Source organism: Mycobacteroides chelonae CCUG 47445 (assembly GCF_001632805.1).
GTDB lineage: Bacteria > Actinomycetota > Actinomycetes > Mycobacteriales > Mycobacteriaceae > Mycobacterium > Mycobacterium chelonae.
This window is the reverse complement of the sequence record NZ_CP007220.1, coordinates 2,328,156-2,349,465: the sequence shown is the minus strand read 5'-3', so window position 1 is coordinate 2,349,465 and position 21,310 is coordinate 2,328,156. Positions and strand designations below refer to the sequence as shown.

At 64.9% G+C, this 21,310-nt stretch carries 20 protein-coding genes; 5 read left to right on the top strand and 15 right to left on the bottom strand.

Annotated features, from left to right (window positions below; all coding sequences use genetic code 11):
- The first annotated feature begins 39 nt into the window (after positions 1-39).
- The gene (locus BB28_RS11500; protein WP_064393458.1) at positions 40-1,416 is read left to right on the top strand and encodes a hypothetical protein; all 1,377 of its coding nucleotides are present in this window, start codon (positions 40-42) and stop codon (positions 1,414-1,416) included.
- Here BB28_RS11500 and BB28_RS11495 read toward each other — a convergent pair whose 3' ends face one another.
- From BB28_RS11495 to pheS, 13 genes are all read right to left on the bottom strand, one after another.
- Positions 1,417-1,971 (bottom strand): hypothetical protein, encoded by a 555-nt coding sequence (locus BB28_RS11495; protein WP_052740214.1) that lies wholly within the window; start codon positions 1,969-1,971, stop codon positions 1,417-1,419.
- Positions 1,968-2,570: a hypothetical protein gene (locus tag BB28_RS11490; RefSeq protein WP_162269718.1), complete on the bottom strand. Its 603-nt coding sequence runs from the start codon at positions 2,568-2,570 to the stop codon at positions 1,968-1,970. Before BB28_RS11490 ends, BB28_RS11495 begins: the two co-directional genes overlap by 4 nt.
- 2 nt (positions 2,571-2,572) lie before the next feature.
- Positions 2,573-3,355 carry a DUF4352 domain-containing protein gene (locus tag BB28_RS11485; protein WP_046253615.1) on the bottom strand — a complete coding sequence of 261 codons (783 nt, stop codon included), beginning with the start codon at positions 3,353-3,355 and terminating at the stop codon, positions 2,573-2,575.
- A 9-nt stretch (positions 3,356-3,364) separates the two neighbouring features.
- A complete protein-coding gene (gene argH / locus BB28_RS11480) occupies positions 3,365-4,774 on the bottom strand; it encodes an argininosuccinate lyase (RefSeq protein ID WP_046253614.1) in 1,410 nt (469 codons plus the stop codon).
- Positions 4,771-5,979, bottom strand: coding sequence for an argininosuccinate synthase (locus BB28_RS11475; protein WP_030098040.1), 1,209 nt, complete (start codon positions 5,977-5,979; stop codon positions 4,771-4,773). The genes argH and BB28_RS11475 overlap by 4 nt, the downstream gene beginning before the upstream one ends.
- A gap of 12 nt (positions 5,980-5,991) precedes the next feature.
- Positions 5,992-6,480 (bottom strand): arginine repressor, encoded by a 489-nt coding sequence (locus tag BB28_RS11470; RefSeq protein ID WP_030098041.1) that lies wholly within the window; start codon positions 6,478-6,480, stop codon positions 5,992-5,994.
- A complete protein-coding gene (gene argF, locus BB28_RS11465) occupies positions 6,477-7,418 on the bottom strand; it encodes an ornithine carbamoyltransferase (RefSeq protein ID WP_046253613.1) in 942 nt (313 codons plus the stop codon). Before argF ends, BB28_RS11470 begins: the two co-directional genes overlap by 4 nt.
- Positions 7,415-8,605, bottom strand: a complete 1,191-nt coding sequence (locus BB28_RS11460) for an acetylornithine transaminase (RefSeq protein ID WP_046253612.1) — start codon at positions 8,603-8,605, stop codon at positions 7,415-7,417. The genes argF and BB28_RS11460 overlap by 4 nt, the downstream gene beginning before the upstream one ends.
- Positions 8,602-9,471 carry an acetylglutamate kinase gene (gene argB / locus BB28_RS11455; RefSeq protein ID WP_046253611.1) on the bottom strand — a complete coding sequence of 290 codons (870 nt, stop codon included), beginning with the start codon at positions 9,469-9,471 and terminating at the stop codon, positions 8,602-8,604. The genes BB28_RS11460 and argB overlap by 4 nt, the downstream gene beginning before the upstream one ends.
- Positions 9,468-10,676: a bifunctional glutamate N-acetyltransferase/amino-acid acetyltransferase ArgJ gene (gene argJ / locus BB28_RS11450; RefSeq protein ID WP_046253610.1), complete on the bottom strand. Its 1,209-nt coding sequence runs from the start codon at positions 10,674-10,676 to the stop codon at positions 9,468-9,470. The genes argB and argJ overlap by 4 nt, the downstream gene beginning before the upstream one ends.
- The gene (gene argC, locus BB28_RS11445; protein WP_046253609.1) at positions 10,673-11,716 is read right to left on the bottom strand and encodes an N-acetyl-gamma-glutamyl-phosphate reductase; all 1,044 of its coding nucleotides are present in this window, start codon (positions 11,714-11,716) and stop codon (positions 10,673-10,675) included. Before argC ends, argJ begins: the two co-directional genes overlap by 4 nt.
- 265 nt (positions 11,717-11,981) lie before the next feature.
- Complete coding sequence (gene pheT / locus BB28_RS11440; RefSeq protein WP_046253608.1) at positions 11,982-14,456, bottom strand: phenylalanine--tRNA ligase subunit beta; 2,475 nt, start codon at positions 14,454-14,456, stop codon at positions 11,982-11,984.
- Positions 14,456-15,511 (bottom strand): phenylalanine--tRNA ligase subunit alpha, encoded by a 1,056-nt coding sequence (pheS, locus tag BB28_RS11435; protein ID WP_109550662.1) that lies wholly within the window; start codon positions 15,509-15,511, stop codon positions 14,456-14,458. Before pheS ends, pheT begins: the two co-directional genes overlap by 1 nt.
- A gap of 83 nt (positions 15,512-15,594) precedes the next feature.
- Here pheS and BB28_RS11430 point away from each other — a divergent pair, with 83 nt between their 5' ends.
- The 3 genes from BB28_RS11430 to BB28_RS11420 are packed head-to-tail and all read left to right on the top strand — an operon-like array spanning position 15,595 to position 18,051.
- Positions 15,595-16,020 (top strand): DUF6653 family protein, encoded by a 426-nt coding sequence (locus tag BB28_RS11430; RefSeq protein WP_052740212.1) that lies wholly within the window; start codon positions 15,595-15,597, stop codon positions 16,018-16,020.
- Between the two features lie 49 nt (positions 16,021-16,069).
- Positions 16,070-17,551 carry an Ada metal-binding domain-containing protein gene (locus BB28_RS11425; protein WP_046253607.1) on the top strand — a complete coding sequence of 494 codons (1,482 nt, stop codon included), beginning with the start codon at positions 16,070-16,072 and terminating at the stop codon, positions 17,549-17,551.
- Positions 17,548-18,051: a methylated-DNA--[protein]-cysteine S-methyltransferase gene (locus BB28_RS11420; protein WP_046253606.1), complete on the top strand. Its 504-nt coding sequence runs from the start codon at positions 17,548-17,550 to the stop codon at positions 18,049-18,051. The genes BB28_RS11425 and BB28_RS11420 overlap by 4 nt, the downstream gene beginning before the upstream one ends.
- Here the strand turns inward: BB28_RS11420 and BB28_RS11415 are convergent.
- Entirely contained in the window at positions 18,008-18,778 is a 771-nt protein-coding gene (locus BB28_RS11415) for a rhomboid-like protein (protein WP_046253605.1), read from the bottom strand. The two genes, BB28_RS11420 and BB28_RS11415, sit on opposite strands and share 44 nt — an antisense overlap.
- A gap of 18 nt (positions 18,779-18,796) precedes the next feature.
- Entirely contained in the window at positions 18,797-19,795 is a 999-nt protein-coding gene (locus BB28_RS11410) for an adenylate/guanylate cyclase domain-containing protein (protein ID WP_046253604.1), read from the bottom strand.
- Between the two features lie 240 nt (positions 19,796-20,035).
- Between BB28_RS11410 and BB28_RS11405 the strand changes: the two genes are divergently transcribed.
- The gene (locus tag BB28_RS11405; protein ID WP_081252252.1) at positions 20,036-21,151 is read left to right on the top strand and encodes an oxygenase MpaB family protein; all 1,116 of its coding nucleotides are present in this window, start codon (positions 20,036-20,038) and stop codon (positions 21,149-21,151) included.
- Positions 21,152-21,310: the final 159 nt, after the last annotated feature.

Sequence of the window (21,310 nt, the reverse complement as noted above, 5' to 3'; positions counted from 1 at the left end):
CGGAAGCGACGCCGTGATACGAGCCACTACGATGGCGCGGTGGGGAATCTGTTGCTGCGGCCGCTGCGCCTCTGGGTTATGTATCTGCCTCAACTGGCTGCGTGCTATCTGCTGGGCCTGCTGGGGCGAAACATTGCGATTGAACTGGCCGCGAAGTTCGGATGGAACAACTATCTGATCGTCGACCTCATCATGCCGTTCGCGGGCCTTGCCCGGCTCGGTTCGATCATCGCGATGTTCCTGGTGCTGCGATCGGCCATTCCATCGCTCTCCGTCCTGCCCAAGGCATCATTGCGGCAGGTCGATCTCTTCTCGAGTGTCGTGCTGCCGTTCTTTGCCATCTATCTCGCGTGGCAGATGTTCGCCGACGACTGGATCGCCTATGAACACAAGGCGATGTATCTACGTGTCGGTGCGGCCATGACACATTCGGAGCCGGTGTTAGATCTTTCAAATGTTCCGGTCACCAACCTGGTGTGGTATCTCATCGTGGGCGCATTCGTTCTTCGGTACGCCCTCAAACTGAGGTGGGTCGAAAGTCGGACACCGACGTGGTTCGTCTTCATCAAGGTGTATCTGGACGCGCTCTGGGTGTTCCTGATCCTGTCGTTCGCGGCCAGTAAGGGCGTCACGTTCTTTCTCAAGCCGACTGCATGGTTCAAAGAACGTCGCATCGTTGTCTGGGCCGACACCAGCCGCGCGGAACTCTTCTCACATTTCCGGCCGCTGGAAGTCATCTGGAACGTGCTGACCAGTGCCCTGCACATTGCCTTCAGCGGCGCGGCGGTGCCCCTGATCTGGCTTGCGATCGCGGGAATCGTCTACGGCACCTCAAACCAGGCAAGCTGGCGAGGGGTGCTGCGGCAGGTGGCAGGAAGTCACGGTGACGTGGTCGCGGATCGTCTCGCGCCATCCCGCCAGCGAGTCGACGAGCGGCTATCTGGGTTCTCGGGCGATACCCGGAAGAAGACCGCAGAGCTGGCGCTGTCGCAGTTCGGCAAGTTTCGTCCCATCGCGGACTCCGCACGCCTGGTCCTGCACGGTGGGTTCATCGTGCTGTCCGGTTATGTGCTGATCTATCTCTGTCTGGCCTGGCTGGACATGTCGGACAGCTTCTATCGCCCGCAGATGCAGGTCGGCGGCTATCTTGTCCGCGGCTTCGCGTGGATGCTGGGTCCGCATTCCGAGGAATATTGGAATGCGGTCGGGCCCGTCCTGGCGGCGCTCTCCGGCATCCTCGTCGCTTCGCTGCGAATCTGTCTCATCGCCTCTGCTTTCGCGCACTGTGTGGAACGCGCCGAAAGTGGCCATCAGTCCGCGGTCTCCGACAGCGGCCAAAATCAGGGTGAGGTCGTGGACTACCCGGATACGGTGGATACCGATCCACGTATCGACCTGACCGGACCACGCATCTGACTACGGAAGATCAAGCCGAACAAGGATTTTGCCGCCGATATTCTCGGTGATCTCCACTGCCTGAGGCTCGATATCGTCCGGCATGAGAAAGACGAACAACAGGTCGCCCGGTCTGCCACACGATTGCGTGGATCCGTCCGGTATCCGCACCCCGCCGTTATCGAATTCGGCCTTCCACATGTGCGTTCCATCGGTTATCCGCGCCGCACAGTACATATCGACGGGCGGCGGCCCTGAGCGCTTGATCGTCACCATGATGAGTTGAGTGCCTTTGGGCAGGACCGTGTTGAGCGCTCCCTGCCTTTTACCAAGACGCCGAATCTCGCCGAGTTCCCACGTCTGATCGTGCACGGCCGCAGATTGGCCCGCGGGGACCAAGTACTCGGGACGGATGCTCGCCTGGTACTCGCGCCACGGGCCCCAGAAGGAGATGGTGGCGATGATCACGAACAACACCACAACCGCCACGGACGCGATGACGTTGCGAAACCAAAGCTTGTCGCGCAGGACGCCGTGCTGATCGCGGCGGTGTTTCGCGGAATCGATCACTGTCACGGGGTGCCAACCTTGGTCTTGGCCAACGCCAGCACCGCGGAACGAGGGGCGTGGCTCGGGTCCAGCGGCACGTCGATGATCAGCCCGGTGTCCCACTTGTTGGTGCCTGTCGACACATACAACCGTCCGACGCTGACCCGGTTGACAAGTTCTGTCGGCGCTTCGAACACATAAACACCGGTCTGGGGAATCAACGGGTTCAGGATCGCTCCGCCCAGCGTTGAGAGACTCAACCGATCATCAGGGGTGTAAACGTTTCCGTCGAGTTCCAGCGCGACGCGCGCCGAGGGTGCATCGAGCAGTGAGGTGACCGTCGCCGTCACCACCACCCACTGTCCCGACGCCGTGAGGTTGCGATTCTTGGGCAGCGCGCCAGTGTGTTTCACGACGGGAGCCACCGCGGCCTTGCTCACAGTCACCGAGAAAAGCCTGCCGCTCACGGGACTGCCCGCACTGCCATGCACATCGAACGGTGCCTGTACATCGGTGGCATACGGCAGCCGGTGCCATACGAACACCGAGGCCGCCAAGATGGCGACGACCATGCCCACCGTCCCACCGATTCTGGCGAGGGGTGGCAGGTTCCGAAATCCCTGCATGTTCATTTCGGGCTCCCCACTGGCACAACCGTTCTCGCACTGCCGCCGATACTGCGCCAGGCCGCACCGTAGATGACGTAGCCCTGTCCGTACTTACGGTATGGAACTTCCAGCGTCACGGTCGATCCCACTGCGACAGCACTGTCCGGGACACTCCAGACCAGGGCCACCTTTTCCGTCAGTCCAGGTTGCAACGCGATCAACATGGTTCCGTCGGACATGCGCAACGCCGTCGGATCATGCGATGACGACAAGTAGGTGTTCTGCGCGTCGGCGACATCGGGCAGCGTAAACATGGACGAGACCCCGTCCGGCCCATCCGCGTTGTTGGTCACATCGACCAGCACACCAAGGTACGACCGGCCGGGCTTCTCCTTGAGCGTGAATCCGTTGCCGGCCAGCTTCTTCACCAGAGACGCCCGCTGCACCGTGATCGAGAATTCGTGGTTATCGAATACCTGGCCTACGTCGAACGTCTCGGGCGCCTTTTCCACCTTGTCGAGCCCGCCGAACCCCGCGGTGGCAAGCACCGCGACGATCGCGACGACATGCCACATCTGGATGAATTCGAGATCATTCCACCAACTGCCAACGGTCTCCGACAGCCTGCCGAACACTCCGCGCGGCGCCGGTTCCGCAAGGACTATTGGCCCCGTGGTCGCGACCGGTGACGAGTCACCGCCTACCGGGGTGTTCTCCGGGCGACGCCACGCCGCGTTCGGGTCGTCCGGTATATCTCCCCCCGGACCGGGGCCCGACGATGTCGGGTCCGGCTCGCCGTCCATGGCTGGATATTAGCGGCTCTGACCGCGCAGCACGTTGAGACGGGCCAGCACCAGTTCACGCTGCTCAGCAACGCGGTCCGGTGCGGTGCCGCCACGGGCGCTGCGGGAGGCAACCGAGCCCGTGGTGGTGAGCACTGCGCGCACCTGTCCCGTCAGGTCCGGATGGATGGCCGCGAGTTCGTCATCGGTGAGATCCTCCAGGCCGGCACCGCGGGCCTCGGCGACACGAACCGCCTCCCCTGCCGCCTCATGCGCGATGCGGAACGGTACGCCCTGGCGCACCATCCACTCCGCCAGGTCGGTGGCGAGGGTGAACCCCGCCGGGGCAAGGGCTGCCATGCGCTCGGTGCGGAACCGCAGTGTCGCGACCAGGCCGGCAACCGCGGGCAACAGGAGTTCCAGTTGCGCCACCGAATCGAACAGCGGTTCCTTGTCCTCCTGCAGGTCCCGGTTGTACGCCAGCGGCTGCGCCTTCAAGGTGGCAAGGAGGCCGGTGAGATTTCCGATCAGGCGCCCAGATTTGCCGCGGGCCAGCTCGGCGATGTCGGGATTCTTCTTCTGCGGCATGATCGAGCTACCGGTAGACCAGGAATCGTCGAGTTCGGCATAGCCGAATTCTGTTGTGCTCCAGAGAATGATGTCCTCGGACAGGCGTGACAGATCGACGGCGATCATCGCGAAGACGAAGGCGGCCTCGGCAGCGAAATCGCGTGCCGATGTCGCGTCGATCGAATTATCCATGGCCGCAGCGAATCCCAGATCCAACGCGATGGCGTCCGGGTCCAGACCGAGCGAGGAGCCCGCCAGTGCGCCTGCCCCATAGGGCGAGACGGCCGTACGCCGGTCCCAGTCGACGAGTCGGTCCACATCGCGCAGCAGTGGCTGTGCGTGCGCGAGCAGATGGTGTGCGAGCAGCACCGGTTGCGCGGCCTGCAGATGAGTCTTGCCCGGCATGATCGCCTCGGGATGTGCGCCGGCCTGATCGGCCAGGGCCTGCACCACGTCGAGGACGCCGTCGGACACCCGCCCGGCCGCATCGCGCAGCCACATCCGGAACAGCGTGGCCACCTGATCATTTCGAGAGCGCCCGGCACGTAGACGACCGCCGATATCGGCTCCGACCCGTTCGATGAGCCCGCGTTCGAGGGCGCCGTGCACATCCTCGTCGGTGTCGGCCGGGACGAACTGGCCCGAAGCGACATCCCGGTCCAGCTGTTGCAGCCCGTCCACCAAGGCCGACAGTTGCGCATCGGTCAGCAGGGCCGCCTTGCGCAACACCCGCGCGTGTGCGATCGACGCCCGAATGTCGTACGGCGCCAGCACCCAATCGAAATGAGTGGACTTGCTCAGTGCTGCCAGCGCGGGCGCGGGTCCGCCGGCGAACCGGCCACCCCACAGCGATCCCTCGTTGGTGCTCACTTGCCCGACAGGTCCCGCTGTGCGGAGATCTTCGACGACAGGCCGTGGATGTGCACGAATCCCTTGGCGCTCGACTGATCGAAGCTGTCACCCTCGTCGTAGGTGGCCAGGTTGAAGTCGTACAGAGACTCGGCGCTGCGGCGACCGTTCACCGCGATGTTTCCACCATGGAGCACCAGTCGAATGTCACCGGAGACATGCTGCTGGGTGTCCGCGACAAACGCCTCCAGTGAGCGCTTCAGCGGCGAGTACCACAGACCGTCATAGACCAGCTCGGCCCATTTCTGGTCGGTGTGCCGCTTGTACCGACCAAGCTCACGCTCCAGGGTGACGTGCTCGAGCTCCTCATGCGCGGTGATGAGGACCATCGCGCCTGGGGCCTCATAGATTTCACGGCTCTTGATGCCGACCAATCGATCCTCGACGACGTCGAGACGGCCCACACCCTGCGCCCCGGCACGCCGGTTGAGCTCCACGATGGCTTCCAACACGGTGACCGGGTTGCCGTCGATCGCGGTGGGCACGCCCTTGTCGAAGGTGATGATCAGCTCGTCGGGTGCGCCCCAGTTGAGGGTCGGGTCCTCGGTGTAGTCGTACACGTCCTTGGTCGGGGCATTCCAAAGGTCTTCCAGGAACCCGGTTTCCACCGCACGGCCCCATACGTTCTGGTCGATGGAGAACGGCGACTTCTTCGTCACGTTGATCGGGATCTCGTTCTCGGCGGCGAACGCGATGGCCTTCTCGCGGGTCCATGCGTAGTCGCGGACCGGAGCGAGCACTTCCAGATCCGGTGCCAGCGAGGCAAATCCGACCTCGAAGCGCACCTGATCGTTGCCCTTGCCGGTGCAGCCGTGCGCCACGATCCCGCCGCCATGCTCGCGTGCGGCGGCCACCAGATGCTTGACGATCAACGGACGGCTGATCGCCGACACCAGCGGATAACGATCCATGTACAGCGCGTTGGACTGCACGGTCGGCAAGCAGTACTCGTCGGCAAACTCATCGCGGGCATCGACGACAACCGCCTCGACGGCGCCACAGTCGAGGGCACGCTGGCGCACCACCTCCATGTCCTCGCCGCCCTGGCCGAGGTCGATGGCAACCGCCACCACCTCGCGGCCGGTTTCCTTGCCGATCCAGCTGATCGCTACCGAGGTGTCGAGCCCGCCCGAGTAGGCCAGGATTACGCGGTCACTGCTAGTCATGTCGTCTCTCTCTTAAGCAAGCTGTTCGAATTGTGCGGCGAGCTGGGCTCCGGTCAAGGGTTCGCGGGCGATCACCGCAATGGTGTCATCCCCCGCGATGGTCCCGACAACGTCGGGCAATGCGGCGCGATCAATCGCGCTGGCGAGATAGTGCGCGGCACCCGGCGGCGTGCGCAGTACCGCGAGATTACCGCTGGCGTCGGTGGATACCAGCAGCTCCCCCAGCAACCGGGAGAGCCGGTCGGTGCCGCCGGACACTCCACGCACCGGACTGCCGTCCTCGGGCACCACGTAGACGCCCACTCCGCCATCGGCAGCGCGAAGTTTCACGGCGCCGAGCTCGTCGAGATCCCGGGACAAGGTGGCCTGCGTGGTTTCGATGCCCTCGGCCGCCAACAGCGCGGCCAGTTCTCCCTGGCTGCGCACAGACTGAGTCGACAGCAGCGCCACAATGCGCGCCTGCCGCCCTGCTCGGGTGTCGGCGGCATGTGAGGCTGTCATCGCCGCTGCTCCAGCAGCCACACCAGCAGTGCCTTCTGGGCGTGCAGACGGTTCTCGGCTTCATCCCACACGGCGCTGCGTGGACCGTCGATCACCTCATCGGTGATCTCCTCACCGCGATGCGCGGGAAGGCAGTGCAGGACAATGGCTTCTGAATCCGCCAGCCCGAGCAGATCCTCGTTTACCTGGAACGGCCGGAACGGCCGCACCCTGTCGAGGCCGTCGTTCTCCTGCCCCATCGAGGTCCACGCATCGGTGACGAGCACGTCGGCGCCCGTGGAAGCGGTTCGTGGGTCAGCGGTCACGGTGACGGACGCACCGGTGTGCGCGGCGATCCGCTCGGCTTCGGCGACGTACTTGCCATGCGGTGCAAACCCATTGGGCGCCGCGATCGTCACGTGGATGCCGGCCGTGACACCACCGACCATCAGCGAGTGCGCCATGTTGTTGGCGCCGTCACCCAGATACGTCAGTCGCAATCCGGCCAGCGAGCCCTTGCGCTCGGCCAATGTCTGCAGGTCCGCGAGCACCTGGCACGGGTGAAAGTCGTCGGACAGGGCGTTGACAATGGGGACGGAGGCGCCGCTTGCCATGGCGGTGAGGCGTTCCTGCGCGTAGGTGCGCCACACGATGGCTTCCACGTACCGCGACAGCACCTGCCCGGTGTCTTCGAGAGTCTCCTCGCGTCCCAACTGAGTGGTGCGGCTGTCGACCACTACGGCGTGCCCACCCAGCTGCGCTATGCCCATCTCGAAGGAGAAGCGCGTCCGGGTCGAGTTCTTCTCGAAGATGACCGCGACCCCATGCGGGCCCTCGAGCGGCCGCCGCGAAAAGGGCGCCTTCTTGAGTTCGGCAGCCAGCGTGAGGACTTCGGCCTGCTCGGCAGGTGAGAGATCGTCGTCCCTCAGAAAATGTCGGATGCTTCCCGCCGGGTTCATGCCAACTCCTGTTCTGCTGCGGTGTCGAGGATGCCGGGCAGCGCGGCGACGAACTCCTCAATCTGTTCATCGCTGAGGATCAGCGGCGGGGCCAGCCGCAGCACATCGGGCGCGGCGGCGTTGAGCAGGAAGCCGGCCTCGCGTGCTGCCGTCTCGGCGGCCTTGGCGCGTTGCTCGTTCAGGACGATTCCCAGGAGCAGACCCGCGCCGCGTACCCGCGCGACCAACGGATGGTTCAACCCTTCGATGGCATGGCTCAGCGACTTCCCAGCCGCCGCAGCGTGATCGACGAGGTTCTGCTCGTCGAGAACCCGCAGGACCGCCAGGGCCGCCGCGGCGCAGACGGGATTGCCTCCGAACGTGCTGCCGTGCAGCCCCGGGGTGAGCAGCTCTGCGGCAGCTCCGGTCGCGATGCAGGCACCGATCGGCAGACCGCCGCCGAGCCCCTTGGCCAGGGTGACCACATCGGGAGTTATTCCCACCTGCTGGTGTGCGAAAAATGTTCCGGTGCGGCCGATTCCGGTTTGTACCTCATCGAGCACCAGCAACGCGCCGTGGCGCGCGGTGATCTCACGCACCCTGGCCAGGTAGCCCTCTGGTGGAACCACCACCCCGCCTTCACCCATGATCGGTTCCAGGAAGACGGCCGCGGTGTCACCGTCGACAACCGACTCGATGGCGGCGAGATCGCCGTACGGTACATGCACAACCCCTGCCGGTAACGGCTCAAACGGCGCCTGCTTGGTCGGCTGGCCGGTGAGCGCCAGCGATCCCATGGTGCGGCCGTGGAAGGCGCCTTCGGCCGCTACGACCTTGGTGCGCCCGGTAAGCCGGGTCAGCTTGAACGCGGCCTCGTTGGCTTCGGTGCCGGAATTGCACAGGAACACCCTGCCCGGAACTCCCAGCCGTGCGATGAGCGCCTCGGACAGCTCAAGGCCGGGGCCCGTCGCGTACAGATTCGAGGTGTGTCCAAGTGTCGCGAGTTGGTGCGTGACGGCATCGATGACGGCCTGGTTGCGGTGCCCCAGAACGTTCACGGCAATGCCGCCCAACAGATCCAGGTACCGCTTGCCGTCCACATCGGTGACGACGGCCCCGTCTCCCTCGGCGAGGACGACCGGCGGTGTGCCGTAGTTGTTCATCATGACGTGTTCCCAGCGCTGCTGGGTGTCACTGGTGTTGCTCATGATTGGCTCCTGACAAGTGTCCCGACACCCTCGTCGGTGAATAGCTCGACCAATACGCAATGCTCGACGCGCCCGTCGATGATGTGGGCGCTGGGTACCCCGCCGTCCACCGCACGCAGACATGCCTCGACCTTCGGAATCATGCCCGATTCCAGCGTGGGCAGGAGCGCGCGCAGATCCTCTGCGGCGATAGCGGTCACCAGCGACCCCCGGTCCGGCCAGTCGGTGTAAAGGCCCTCGATATCGGTGAGCATCAGGAGACGCTCGGCACCAAGGGCTTCGGCGAGTGCGCCGGCGGCGGTGTCGGCGTTGAGGTTGTGCACCACACCGTCCGCATCGGGGGCAAGGGTAGATACCACCGGGATACGTCCGGCATCGATCAGGTCAAGGATCGCTTCCGGGTTCACCTGCGCCACATCACCGACCAACCCGATATCGGTCTCGACGCCGTCGACGGTCGCGGTACGGCGCACGGCCGTGAACAGTTGCGCATCCTCGCCCGTGATCCCCACCGCGTAAGGCCCGTGGCTGTTGATCAATCCGACAAGCTCACGGCCAACCTGACCGAAGAGCACCATGCGCGCGATGTCCAGCACTTCCGGCGTGGTGACGCGGAAGCCACCCTTGAACTCTCCTGACACACCAAGCTTTTTCAGCATCGAGGTGATCTGCGGGCCGCCGCCGTGCACGACGACGGGATGGATGCCGCAGTTGCGCAGGAACACCATGTCCTCGGCGAACGCGTTCTTGAGCGCATCGTCGGTCATGGCGTTGCCGCCGTACTTGATCACGACGATGGCGCCATGCAGCTTCTTGAGCCATGGCAGCGCCTCGGCGAGCACCCGCGCCTTCTTGGGAGCCTTCATGAGCTATACGCCGAATTCTCTTCGACATAGGCATGCGAAAGATCGGTGGTCCGGATGGTCGCCCGCTGATCCCCGGCGCCGAGATCGATGAGTACCTCGACGTCCGGCCCGGACAGATCGATCTGACGAGCACCCGGAGCGCCGGTGCAGTTGGCGCATACCAGGTTTCCGTTGAATGACACGGTGACGCGATCCGGGTCGAGGTCTATCGGGGCCATGCCCACCGCGGCGAGCACTCGGCCCCAGTTGGGGTCGGATCCGAACAGCGCGGTCTTGACAAGGCTGTCGCGTGCCACCGTCCGGGCGGCGGCCACCGCGTCGTCCTCGGTGACCGCTCCGGTGACGGTGATCAGGATCCGTTTGGTGACCCCCTCGGCATCGGACTGCAGCTGCGCGGCCAGATCATCGCAGACCCGGGCTACCGCCGCAGCGAATTCCTCCGCCTCAGGAGTGATCTCGCTTGCCCCGGAGGCCAGCAGCAGCACGGTGTCGTTGGTGGAACAGCTGCCGTCTACGTCGAGCCGGTCGAAGGTGCGCGCGGTAGCCGCCCTCAACGCGGAATCCAACTGCGCGGCGGGCACTGCGGCGTCGGTCGTGATGACCACAAGCATCGTCGCCAGCGAGGGCGCCAACATGCCCGCGCCCTTGGCCATGCCGCCCACCGTCCAGCCACCCTTATGATGTAGCGCAACCTCTTTCGGCACAGTGTCGGTGGTCATGATGGCGTGCGCGGCGTCGGTGCCACCGCCCAGGCCACCAGCCAGCTCGTGCACGATTTCCCGCACCCCGGCCAGCACCTTGTCCATAGGCAACCGGTCGCCGATGAGTCCGGTGGAGCAGACGGCCACCTCGATGGCCCCGGTCTCGGTGCCCCAGTCGCTGAGCGTCTTCGCGACCTCCTCCGCGGTGGCGTGACTGTCCTGGAATCCGACCGGTCCGGTGCATGCATTCGCCCCACCGGAGTTAAGGATGACGGCACGCAGCCGGCCCGTGGTGAGGACCTGCTGCGACCAGAGCACGGGCGCGGCCTTGACCTTGTTGCGGGTGAACACCCCCGCCGCGGCGTAATCGGGCCCCTCGTTGAAGACCAGGGCAAGATCCGGCTTGCCTGAGACCTTGATTCCGGCGGCGATTCCGGCCGCCTTGAAACCGGCGGGCGCGGTGACGCCCTGCGTCCGCACTAACGGCGAGTTGTTCTCGGTCATGGTGCTACCCCCACGATGGATAGGCCGTCGCCCTCGGGCCAGCCGAGTGCGAGGTTCATGGATTGAATCGCGGCTCCTGCCGTGCCCTTCACCAGGTTGTCGATGGCCGCGATCGCCACCAGCACGCCCGCATCGGGGTCGACGCCCAGGCCGATATGCGCGGCGTTGCCCCCGGATACCGCCTTGGTGGTCGGTAACTGTCCCTCGGGAAGCACGTGGATGAACGGCTCATCGCGGTATGCCTCCTGATATGCGTCCCGGATCTCGGTCAGGGTCGCGCTGGTTGGCGCCGTACACGTAGCGAGGATGCCGCGGGGCATGGGGATGAGTACGGGCGTGAAGGAGACGGTGACCGGCTTGCCCGACGGATGATTCAGTCCCTGAGCGATCTCCGGCGTGTGCCGATGCGCGCCGGCAATGTTGTAGGCGCGAGCCGACCCCATGACCTCGGAGGCCAGCAGGTCGGCCTTGGGGGCGCGTCCGGCGCCTGTGGTGCCACTCACCGCTACCACGGTGACCGTCGGCTCCACCAGTCCTGCGGTGACCGCAGGAGATAACGCCAACAGTGCTGCCGTCGGATAGCAGCCCGGTACCGCCACGCGCTTGGTGCCGTGCAGGGCCGCACGTGCACCGGAAAGCTCTGGTAAGCCATACGGCCAGCTCCCGGCATGTTTCGAGCCGTAGTAACGCTGCCAAGCGGCGGCATCGGTCAGCCGAAAATCGGCGCCACAGTCGATGATGAGGGTCTGCGGCCCCAGCTCGTCTGCGATCTTGGCCGAAGAGCCGTGCGGCAGCGCCAGGAACACCACGTCATGCCCCCGCAACAGCTTGGGATCGGTGGGCTGCAGTTTGTGGTCAGCCAACGGCGTCAGATTCGGGTGATGCTCGATGAGGCTGCTGCCGGCGTTCGAACCAGCCGTCAGCACCCCGATGCGCAAGCGGCCCGCGGCGTATGCCGGATGTGCGAGCAGCAGGCGCAGAATCTCACCGCCGGCATATCCGCTGGCACCGGCGACCGCGACCGAGAACCCAGTAGTCATAGCCGCAATTCTGTATCATTATGCAGTCAAGCGCAAATATATTCGATCGGTCTTTGTGGACACGCGATCAACCTCAACTTGAGCTAAACGGTGTGATGCCCCGTTCCCACGGTTACGGTGGAGGTAGCTGGCGAATAGCGCCGGCAGTTGATAACGAGCGAGAACGAATACGAGAAGGGAGCCTTCCATGTCGGATCGTGCCGATCGTCAGCGCCAGGAGCAGCACCGCGAGCAGGCTGACCAGCGCCGAGGACAGTAAGACCTGCTAGGTGCGTTGGGTTGCCCCAACGCACTCGGCCGCAGAGGCCACCGCCGTTATCCGTGCGGCGGTGGCCTCGTCTTCTGTCAGGGTGCGATCGGTCGCCCGGAAACGCAGCCGGAAGTTCAGCGATTTGTTGCCTTCGCCAACCTGCGGCCCGGTGTAAACCTCCACGAGGCGCACCTCTTCGATCAACTCACCCGCCCCGGCGCGCAGCGCCTCGGTGACCGCATCGGCGGGCACCGTTTCGGCGACCACCAGCGAAACGTCTTGAAGCACTGGCGGGAACGGCGAGATCCTCGGCGCGGGAAGCGGATTGGTGACGGGAAGTGCGTCGAGGCTCAGCTCCAGGGCACACGTGCGTTTGGGCAGCCCGAGCCGTTCGATGACCGACGGGTGCAGTTCGCCCGCATGCCCGACAACCTGGCCATCGGCCACAATCTCCGCGCACCGCCCCGGATGCCACGGCAGTTCACTGCCGGCCCGCAGCGACAGGTCCACGTAGGCGGCCCGCCCGATGATCCGGGCGGCTTCCAGCACGTCGGTGATATCGGCGGCTCGCCCACGCCCCCACGGCCCATTCGGCTCGCGCGCCCCGGTCAGCACAAGTGCGACATGGACTGGCTGCGCGGGCAGAGAATCAAACAATGCAGTGAGCTCGGCCTCGGAGGGACGATCCGTCACGTCGAGCAGGGGGATCGCCCGGGTCGTCTCGGTGGGCCGGACAACCTGACCGATGGTGAACAAAGCGACGTCGACGGTTCCGCGAGAAATATTGCGCGACAACGCCTCAAGCACCCCGGGTAAGAGCGTGCTGGCCAGTTCGGGGCGGTCGGATTCCAGCGGGTTGAGAACCTTTGTGGTGCGACGGCGCGGATCGTCCTGATCCAGGCCCCACGCGTCGAACACACCGGCAGGCAGGAAGGGCATCGGCAGGATTTCGGTGTATCCGCTCAGCGCCAAGGACTTCCCCACCGCACGGCGACGGCGTTGCGGCGCGGTAAGGCCACCGCCTTGCGGTGCCGCGGGCAGAATCGACGGGATATCTTCCAATCCTTCGAGTCGCAGCACCTCCTCCACCAGGTCCGCACCCTCGGTGATGTCCGGACGCCAGCTCGGCGGTGTGACCCGCAGGGTGTCGCCCTCCACCGCCACCTCGGCACCGATCTGCCGAAGGCGGTGTTCCACCACCCCGTCGCCGTAGTCGATCCCGGCAATGCGCGCGGGCAGGTCGGTGGCGATGACAATCTCTGGACGGGCCTGGCCGTCGGCCGACCAGTCGGTGAGTTCGGCGGGCGTGCTGCCGCCGGCGATATCACGCAGTAGAGATGCACAACGATCCAGTGCGGCAACGGATATCGCGGGATCCACGGAACGCTCGTAGCGACGCCCGGCCTCGCTGTGCAGGTGTAGCCGACGCTGGGTACGCAGTACCGCGGCCGGATCCCATACCGCGGCTTCGAGGAGCACGTCAGTGGAGTCTTCGCGCATCTCGGTGCTTCCGGCACCCATGACACCGCCGATGGCGGTGACACCGGCATCGTCCGCGATCAGAACGTCGCCGGGTTCAAGCTTGCGTTGCACGTCGTCGAGGGTGATAACCGTCTCGCCGGGTGTCGCGAATCGCACCCGGAAATCCCCGCTGATCCGCGCATTGTCGTGCGCGTGCATGGGATGTCCGATCTCAAGCATCACGTAATTGGTGGCGTCCACCGCAGGCGATATGGCCCGGATTCCACAGAGCATCAGTCGTCGCTGCAGCCACCACGGCGACACCGCCGCCGGATCGATGCCGATCACCGGGCGCAACCCGAAGCGCTTGACCCCGGTACCGGCGTCGATGTGTACCGGCAGCGAAGGCTTGTCGGCCGGGAGCGGCGGCACCTCGGCTGGATCGACGAAATCCAGGTCGTAGGCACAGGCCAGGTCGCGGGCCAGCCCGCGAACGGACAGGCAGTATCCGCGATCCGGGGTGATCGACAGATCGAAGATGACATCGTCAAGCCCGACCACTTCCCCGGCGTCGGCACCGGGATCGGCGGTTCCTGGCGGCAGCACCAGAATGCCCGACGAGTCCGAGCCGAGACCCAGCTCGGTCGTCGAGCAGATCATCCCGTCGGAGGTGTGCCCGTAGGTCTTTCGTGTCGCGATGGTGAAGTCGCCGGGAAGCGTGACACCCGGAAGTGCCACCACCACGAGGTCGTTGACGGCGAAATTCGATGCACCACAGACAATCTCACGAGGCTCGGCCTCGCCTACGTCCACCAGGCAAAACCGGATCGGCTTTTTGAAGTCGGTGAGTTCGGTGATCTGGGCGACGCGTCCGATCACCAGCGGTCCGACAACCGGACCGGGGACGATTACCTCTTCCACCTCGTGACCGATGCGGATCAGCGTTTCCTCGATACTCGCCGGGGTGGCGGAGAACTCCGGGGCACCGGCACGCAGGACCTCGATAAGCCAGCTGTAGGGGATGCGCATCAGGCACTCACCCCGAACGGGAGGCTGAAGCGTACGTCGCCTTCGATCATGTCGCGCATGTCGGGCAACCCGTTGCGGAACTGCAAGGTTCGTTCCAGCCCCATACCAAACGCGAAGCCGCTGTATTCTTCGGGATCAATACCACTGGCCCGCAACACATTCGGATTCACCATGCCGCAGCCGCCCCATTCAACCCAGCCGGCCCCGCCCTTCTTGTTCTCGAACCAGACGTCCACCTCGGCAGAGGGTTCGGTAAACGGGAAGAAGTGCGGCCGCATCCGGGTGTGCGCCTGTGCCCCGAACATGGCCCGCGCGAATGCGTCGAGCGTGCCCTTGAGGTTGGCCAGGGTCAGTCCGCGATCCACGGCGAGCCCCTCTACCTGATGGAAGGCGGGTAGGTGCGTCGCATCGATTTCATCGGTGCGGAAGGCGCGGCCCAGCGAGATCACGTAGACGGGCAGCTCGCGCGCCAACAGGGTACGGACCTGCACCGGTGAGGTGTGCGTGCGCAGCACCTGTCGCGAGTCCTCGGGGGCGATGTAGAAGGTGTCCTGTGTGCTGCGAGCCGGGTGGTCCGGCAAGAAGTTGAGGGCATCGAAGTTGAAGTGTTCGGTCTCCACCTCGGGGCCGTCCGCCACCTCCCACCCCATCGCGACGAAGGTGTCCGCAATGTGTTCGGACAGGATGGTGATCGGGTGGCGCGCTCCGATCGTCTGGCGCGTCGACGGCAGGGTCACATCGACACGCTCCGCGACCAGTACGGCGGCATCACGTTCGGCGCGCAGTGCCTCCAACCGGATGTCGTACGCCTGTTGCGCCTGAGTACGTACGGCGTTGACAAGCTTTCCGGCCTCAGCCCGTTGATCCTTCGGCAGCGCACCCAGAGCCTGCCGTGCGAGCGCCAGCGGCGACTTCTCCCCCAGGTGGTCGACCTTTGCCTGCGCGAGGGCATCCAGGTCACCGGCGCCGTCAAAGGCCGCGCGAGCAGCATCAACGGCGCTCGTCAGAGCTCTCTCCGATGGTTCCACTGAAGGGTCCTGCGAGTGATCGGCCACGGATGCCGATCATAGGGTAAGGCGGGTTAACCACCGTGCGGTCATGCCCGGCGGGCACCACCGCACCACCTAGTGTCGAGTGGGTGAATGGCGAAGCAGTGCGACGCTGGATCTTCGAAAGACATTGCCATCCGGTCAGTGCGTGGTCTCGTTGGGCAACGACACCGCTGTTGCTCGTTCCGGTGTGGACCCGGCAATGGCGTTGGGCGATCCCGATCGCCGCCTGGCTCGCGATCAACCCTGTGGTGACCCCGCCGCCCCGGGACAACAACTCCTTTGCCACTCGTGCCATACGCGGTGAGGAGATCTGGATGACCAGACCCACGTCGGATACTGCCCTCACCGTGTTGGGCGTTATTGGCGGCACCACGCTGATCTCGGCATTGATAGCCGCCTGGCGGCATTCCCGGATCGGGGCTACGGCGGGTACCGCACTGTCGATGACCATCACACTGCTGGCCTGGCGGCGCTACGCCCACATCTGGGAGGCAAATCAGGCTGGACGGTAATGTCCGATTTCCGCTAGCGCTGCGGTGGGACCGCGGGCATGCTCGAAGCATGGAACTTGACGCGGAGGCCTGTTACCGGGCCGTGCAGTCCCGTGACACACGATTCGACGGCCAGTTCTACACGGCCGTTCGAACCACCGGCATCTACTGCCGGCCGTCCTGCCCGGCCATCACCCCGAAGCGTCAGAATGTCTCGTTCCATCCCACCGCCGCCTCTGCGCAGGCCGCGGGCTATCGAGCCTGCCGACGGTGCCTACCGGACGCGGCACCCGGATCGCCATTATGGAATATCAAGTCCGACTTGGCTGTCCGAGCTATGCGCCTTATTGGAGACGGCGTAGTCGAGCGCGATGGCGTGGATGGTTTGTCTCGTGCCCTCGGATACTCGAGTCGTCAACTCAACAGGGTTCTGCTCGCCGAGCTCGGCGCAAGCCCGCTGGCCCTGGCACGCGCCAATCGCGCCACCACCGCACGTCTGCTGATTCAGCGAACCGAACTAGCCATGTCCGACATTGCCTTTGCGGCAGGGTTTTCCAGTATTCGACAGTTCAACGACACGATCGCGGCGGTGTTCGCGACGACACCGTCGAAACTACGCGCCGAGCTCCCCCGCGGAGCGAGCCTCACATCGGCACCGATGCCCGGTGGCGTCAGCCTGAAACTTCCTCTGCGGCAGCCCCATAACGTCGCTTGGTCGACCTGGCTGTTGGAGCATCATTGCGCGCGCGAGGTCGAGGACTTTTCCGAGGGACGGTACACCCGAGCACTGAGGATGCCGCACGGTCCTGTCGTCGTGACGCTGACGGTAGACGTCGATCAGGTGCGCGCGGACCTACAGCTCTCCGACATGCGTGACCTCGCGCCCGCGGTGGCCCGCCTGCGTCATCTTCTTGACCTGGATGCCGACCCCGCGGCGGTGGATGACGCACTGCGGTCTCACCCAGCGCTGGCCCAGCTCGTCACCGAGGCTCCCGGCATCCGGGTGCCCGGGACGGTGGACGGGTCAGAGCTCCTGTTGCGCACCATGATCGGACAGCAGATCTCGGTACCGGCGGCCAACACCGCAACGGCACACCTCGTTGCCGAACTCGGCGAGGAGGTGGCCGACACGACGGGGCGAGTGACCCGACTGTTTCCCACCCCCGAAGCGGTCGCTGCCGCGGGTACGGAGGTGATGGCGGGGCCTGCGGCGCGGATCGCCGCGATCGTCGGGGCCGCCGACAGGCTCGCAACCGGCAAGCTGGAATTGCATCACGGGATGAACCCCGACGACATGCGCCGGCAGTTGTTGGAGATCAAGGGAATCGGACCTTGGACCGCTGACTACGTGGTGATGCGTCAACTCGCCGATCCAGACGTTCTCCTCGAGCACGATCTGGTGCTGCGCCGCGGCGCAGCGGCAGAGGGTATAGACCTCGCAGCTGCCCGCGGCTGCTCGCCGTGGCGGTCCTATGTATCTATGCATCTGTGGCGCAAGGGAATCACTGCGCTACCCCGTCCGCGCGTTCGCGTACAGAAAGGAATCTCGTGAGCGACTACTCGACTCTCACCACCCCGGTGGGACCGTTCACCGCCATCGTCGACGGATCGGGGACGGTCCTGGCATCAGGATGGACGGACTCCCCCGAGCTATTGCGCGCGTTGATACATCCGACGTTGCGCCCGCGGGAACTGAACCGCAAACGCGATCTCGGCAAGGTGTCCAAGGCCGTCACCGACTACCACGCGGGCGATGTGACCGCCATCGACTCGATCCCCGTCACCCAGCGTTCCGGAGACTTCCTCATGCACGCCTGGGATGTACTGCGACAGGTCGATCCAGAGGCGCCGATCACGTACAGCGAGTTCGCGGTGCGTGCCGGGCGGCCCGCGGCGGTCCGCGCGGCCGCCAGTGCCTGCGCCCGGAATGCGGCGGCACTGTTCGTCCCGTGCCACCGGGTGTACCGCATCGGCGGCGCACTGGGAGGCTTCCGCTACGGGCTTCCGATCAAGCGATGGCTACTTGATCACGAGGCTCCCGCCGGGACCTAACCCATTGACTGATGAGCACCGCGGCCATCGCGGTGGGTACCGCTGCCGCAAGAGTCTGGGCATCCTCGGAGAACATCATCAGGGCGAATAGTCCACCAAATCCTAAGAGCAGCAATCGGAGTACAGACCAATGCGGTGTGTGCAGGGAAAGCGTGTGCGCCGCGAGCATCCCGAGGAGAAGTGCAGTGAGGTGCCCTACCTCCGTGAACGTCTGATTACACGCGATGGATACGGCCCCGACGACGATCCAGCCGGACATCCATGAGCCACGCCAGCGCGGCGGAATCGATGCGGTGAGTGCGCCGACGACAGCGGCTGTCCCGTAGCTCATCCCCACATCGCTTGCCCGCGCGATGGTTATCGGGGCCCAGTGCATCCAGATGGCCAGTGCGGTTCCGACTCCCACGATGAGGGTCGCACCGATATGACCGAGCACGAAGGTCAACGCCAAACGCCCACTGTGCCACTGCAGTTCAGCCAGGGCAAGGATGCAGATCAAACCGGGAAGCCACAGGTAGATCGGTCCGGCATCGGTCACAAAGGCACTGCCGATGAGGGTGCCCAGACGTCCCTGGTGCAGATTGTGCAGATTGGTGCTCGCATGCGCGATCACCCGGTCTTGCATCCGTGGCCCCTCGACCACCAGCACGGTGGCGACTACTACCAGCGCAACCGCATAACCGATGGTGACCCGCAGCCGGACAAGCGCGGCCCAGACTCTCCGCATGATCCATGATCGCACCGTCTAGATGCGACCGTCGTCCCCAGCGGCTGGCAGTTCCCTGCGAGTTTCGAGTAGGTACATCTTCATGTTCTCGGGCACACCGGCCGGCCTGCTGGAGAAGAGCGGGCGCCGCACGGGAGTGGGCGTGAGTCCCAGGTGATCAAGAAGCACCAGCGGCACCTTGGCCAGCGCAGGTTGCGAGATCGCCAGACCACCCTTCGCGGCGCTCTCCATGACGCGGGCGGCGATGTTCACATCGACTCCGAGCCAGTCCGATCCGATGCGCTGGGGCGTTCCGGTGTGGATCCCAATCCGCATATGCGGCGTATACCCCTGTATTTCAACGTTCTTCAACGCGTCGCGGGCAGGAATGACGGCTTGTAGGGCCGTGATCGGATCATCGAAAACGGCCATGATGCCGTCGCCCATGCGCTTGACCACCTGCCCCCCGGCATTGAGCATGGGAGGTTCGGCGACCGATGCCACGCGACGCAGCAGTTTCAGCGTCGCGTCGTCACCGGCTTCCAGTGCCCATGCCGAGAATCCGACGAGATCGGTGAAGACCAGGGTGACCTCGCGATTCGCCGGCTGCTTGCTGACTTTCTCGGTGAAGGCCTGCCAGATCTGCAGTGCGCCGAAGCCGAACTCACGGAACGCGGTGTCCCTATCGGTCACCAACCGGTCGGCCGCGCGCGCCACCGCACTCGCCCCACCGAAACCGCTGGTGGACAGGGGGTCGCCGAAGTAGGGATCACCGGGCAGCGAACGCCGGGCACGACGCACCGCCGCGACGACCGTCGGATCCCGATCCATCTTGCGGAACCAGCTCCCGGCTCGGGCGATATGGCGAGAGGCCGCCTCGGCGGGATCGGAATTCTGCGCTGGCGCGGCCGCATCAGGCGACTCCGCGGCGGGGTCATGCCGCACAGGCCCACTGGTGCGGCCTCGCCTGCGCTTACGGATTCCCGAGTTGTGCTCACGGTCCGGTTCGGCATCGAGGCCTGACGGCTCGACATCCACCGCATCAGCCTATGTGCTGGGGTGTGCGGCGGCAATCTCGTCGTTGCCAGTGTCGCGGCATTGGGGCCGGTTCGGGTCCTTCTCCTCAACCGCCTGGTTGATGCCGGTCGGCGCTGGTAGCGGCTGCGTGGAGCTTCGGACACGGTTGGCAAACGGTTCTCAACACCACTGAGATGATCGTGGACAACGCCGGTTGTCACCCATATCGTGCGTGATAGGCACCACATAGGAGGGTCAACGATGACATCCGCCACTGCAGATCGCCGCGCTCGGCGATCCACTCGCGAAGGCCCGTCGCGCGTGAGGCCCACGGCCGCGCCACGGCACGAAATCGATCTGGACGGCCCACCGCAACCGTTGGGTCCAGATTCGCTGACATGGAAGTACTTTGCGGATCTGCGTACCGGACTCCTTGGCGTGTGGATCGGATCAATCCAGAACATGTATCCGGAGTTGGGCGCCGGAGTCGAGGATCACTCGATCCTGTTGCGTGAGCCCCTGCAGCGCGTCACGCGCTCGGTCTTTCCCATCATGGGCGTGGTCTACGACGGTGATCGCGCTGCGGACACCGGGCGCCAGATTCGGGGCTATCACTCCACCATCAAGGGCGTCGACAGCAAGGGGCGTCGCTACCACGCACTGAATCCCGAAACGTTCTACTGGGCCCACGCCACCTTCTTCATGCTCATCATCAATACCGCCGAATACTTCTGCGGTGGTCTCACCGAGGCCGAGAAACGGCAGCTGTTTGCCGAGCATGTCCAGTGGTATCGGATGTACGGCATGAGCATGCGACCCGTGCCCAACTCCTGGGAAGAGTTCCAGCAGTACTGGGCGCGGGTCTGCGACGACGAACTGGAAATCAATCGCGCAACGATGGACATCTTCCACATTCAGATCCCCAAACCGAAGTACGTACTGCTACCGGACTTTCTCTGGCAGCAGATGTGGGCCCCTGCCCGCGCGTTTCAGAACTGGGTGGCCGCCGGGGTGTTCAGCCCCTCGGTGCGCGAGAAGGCCGGAATGCGTTGGACTCCCGGCGATGAGGTACTCCTGCGAGTGTTCGGAAAAGCGGTGCAGCTGGCATTCAGTCCGTTGCCCGACGACATCCGCCTGCACCCACGCGCCGTTTCGGCGTACAAGCGCGCCCGGGGCCGGCTGCCCGCGGACGCGCCGTTGGTGGAGGCGCCCAAGATCACCGCTCCGCCCAGGGATAGACGCGGGCTGCCCATGCATTACGTACCGCCATCGGCCGAGGCGAGGTCGCTGACCTCCCGAGCCGGCAAGCTACTGCACTCCACCTTCTCTCTGGCGTCTCCGCCGTGGGCGGTCCGGAGCCGTCGCGAGGTCGCGTAACAGCTGTTTACGCAGCTTTTACAGGGCGGCACTATGGCGTAGGCCACATTTTTCTGGTTGCGATTTCTGTCGTCTGATAGACGAAACAAGGTCGTCCGGACAACGGGTTTACCCTGTCGTGGACGTACCGACACACGGTGTTCACCAGGCGATTAGGCC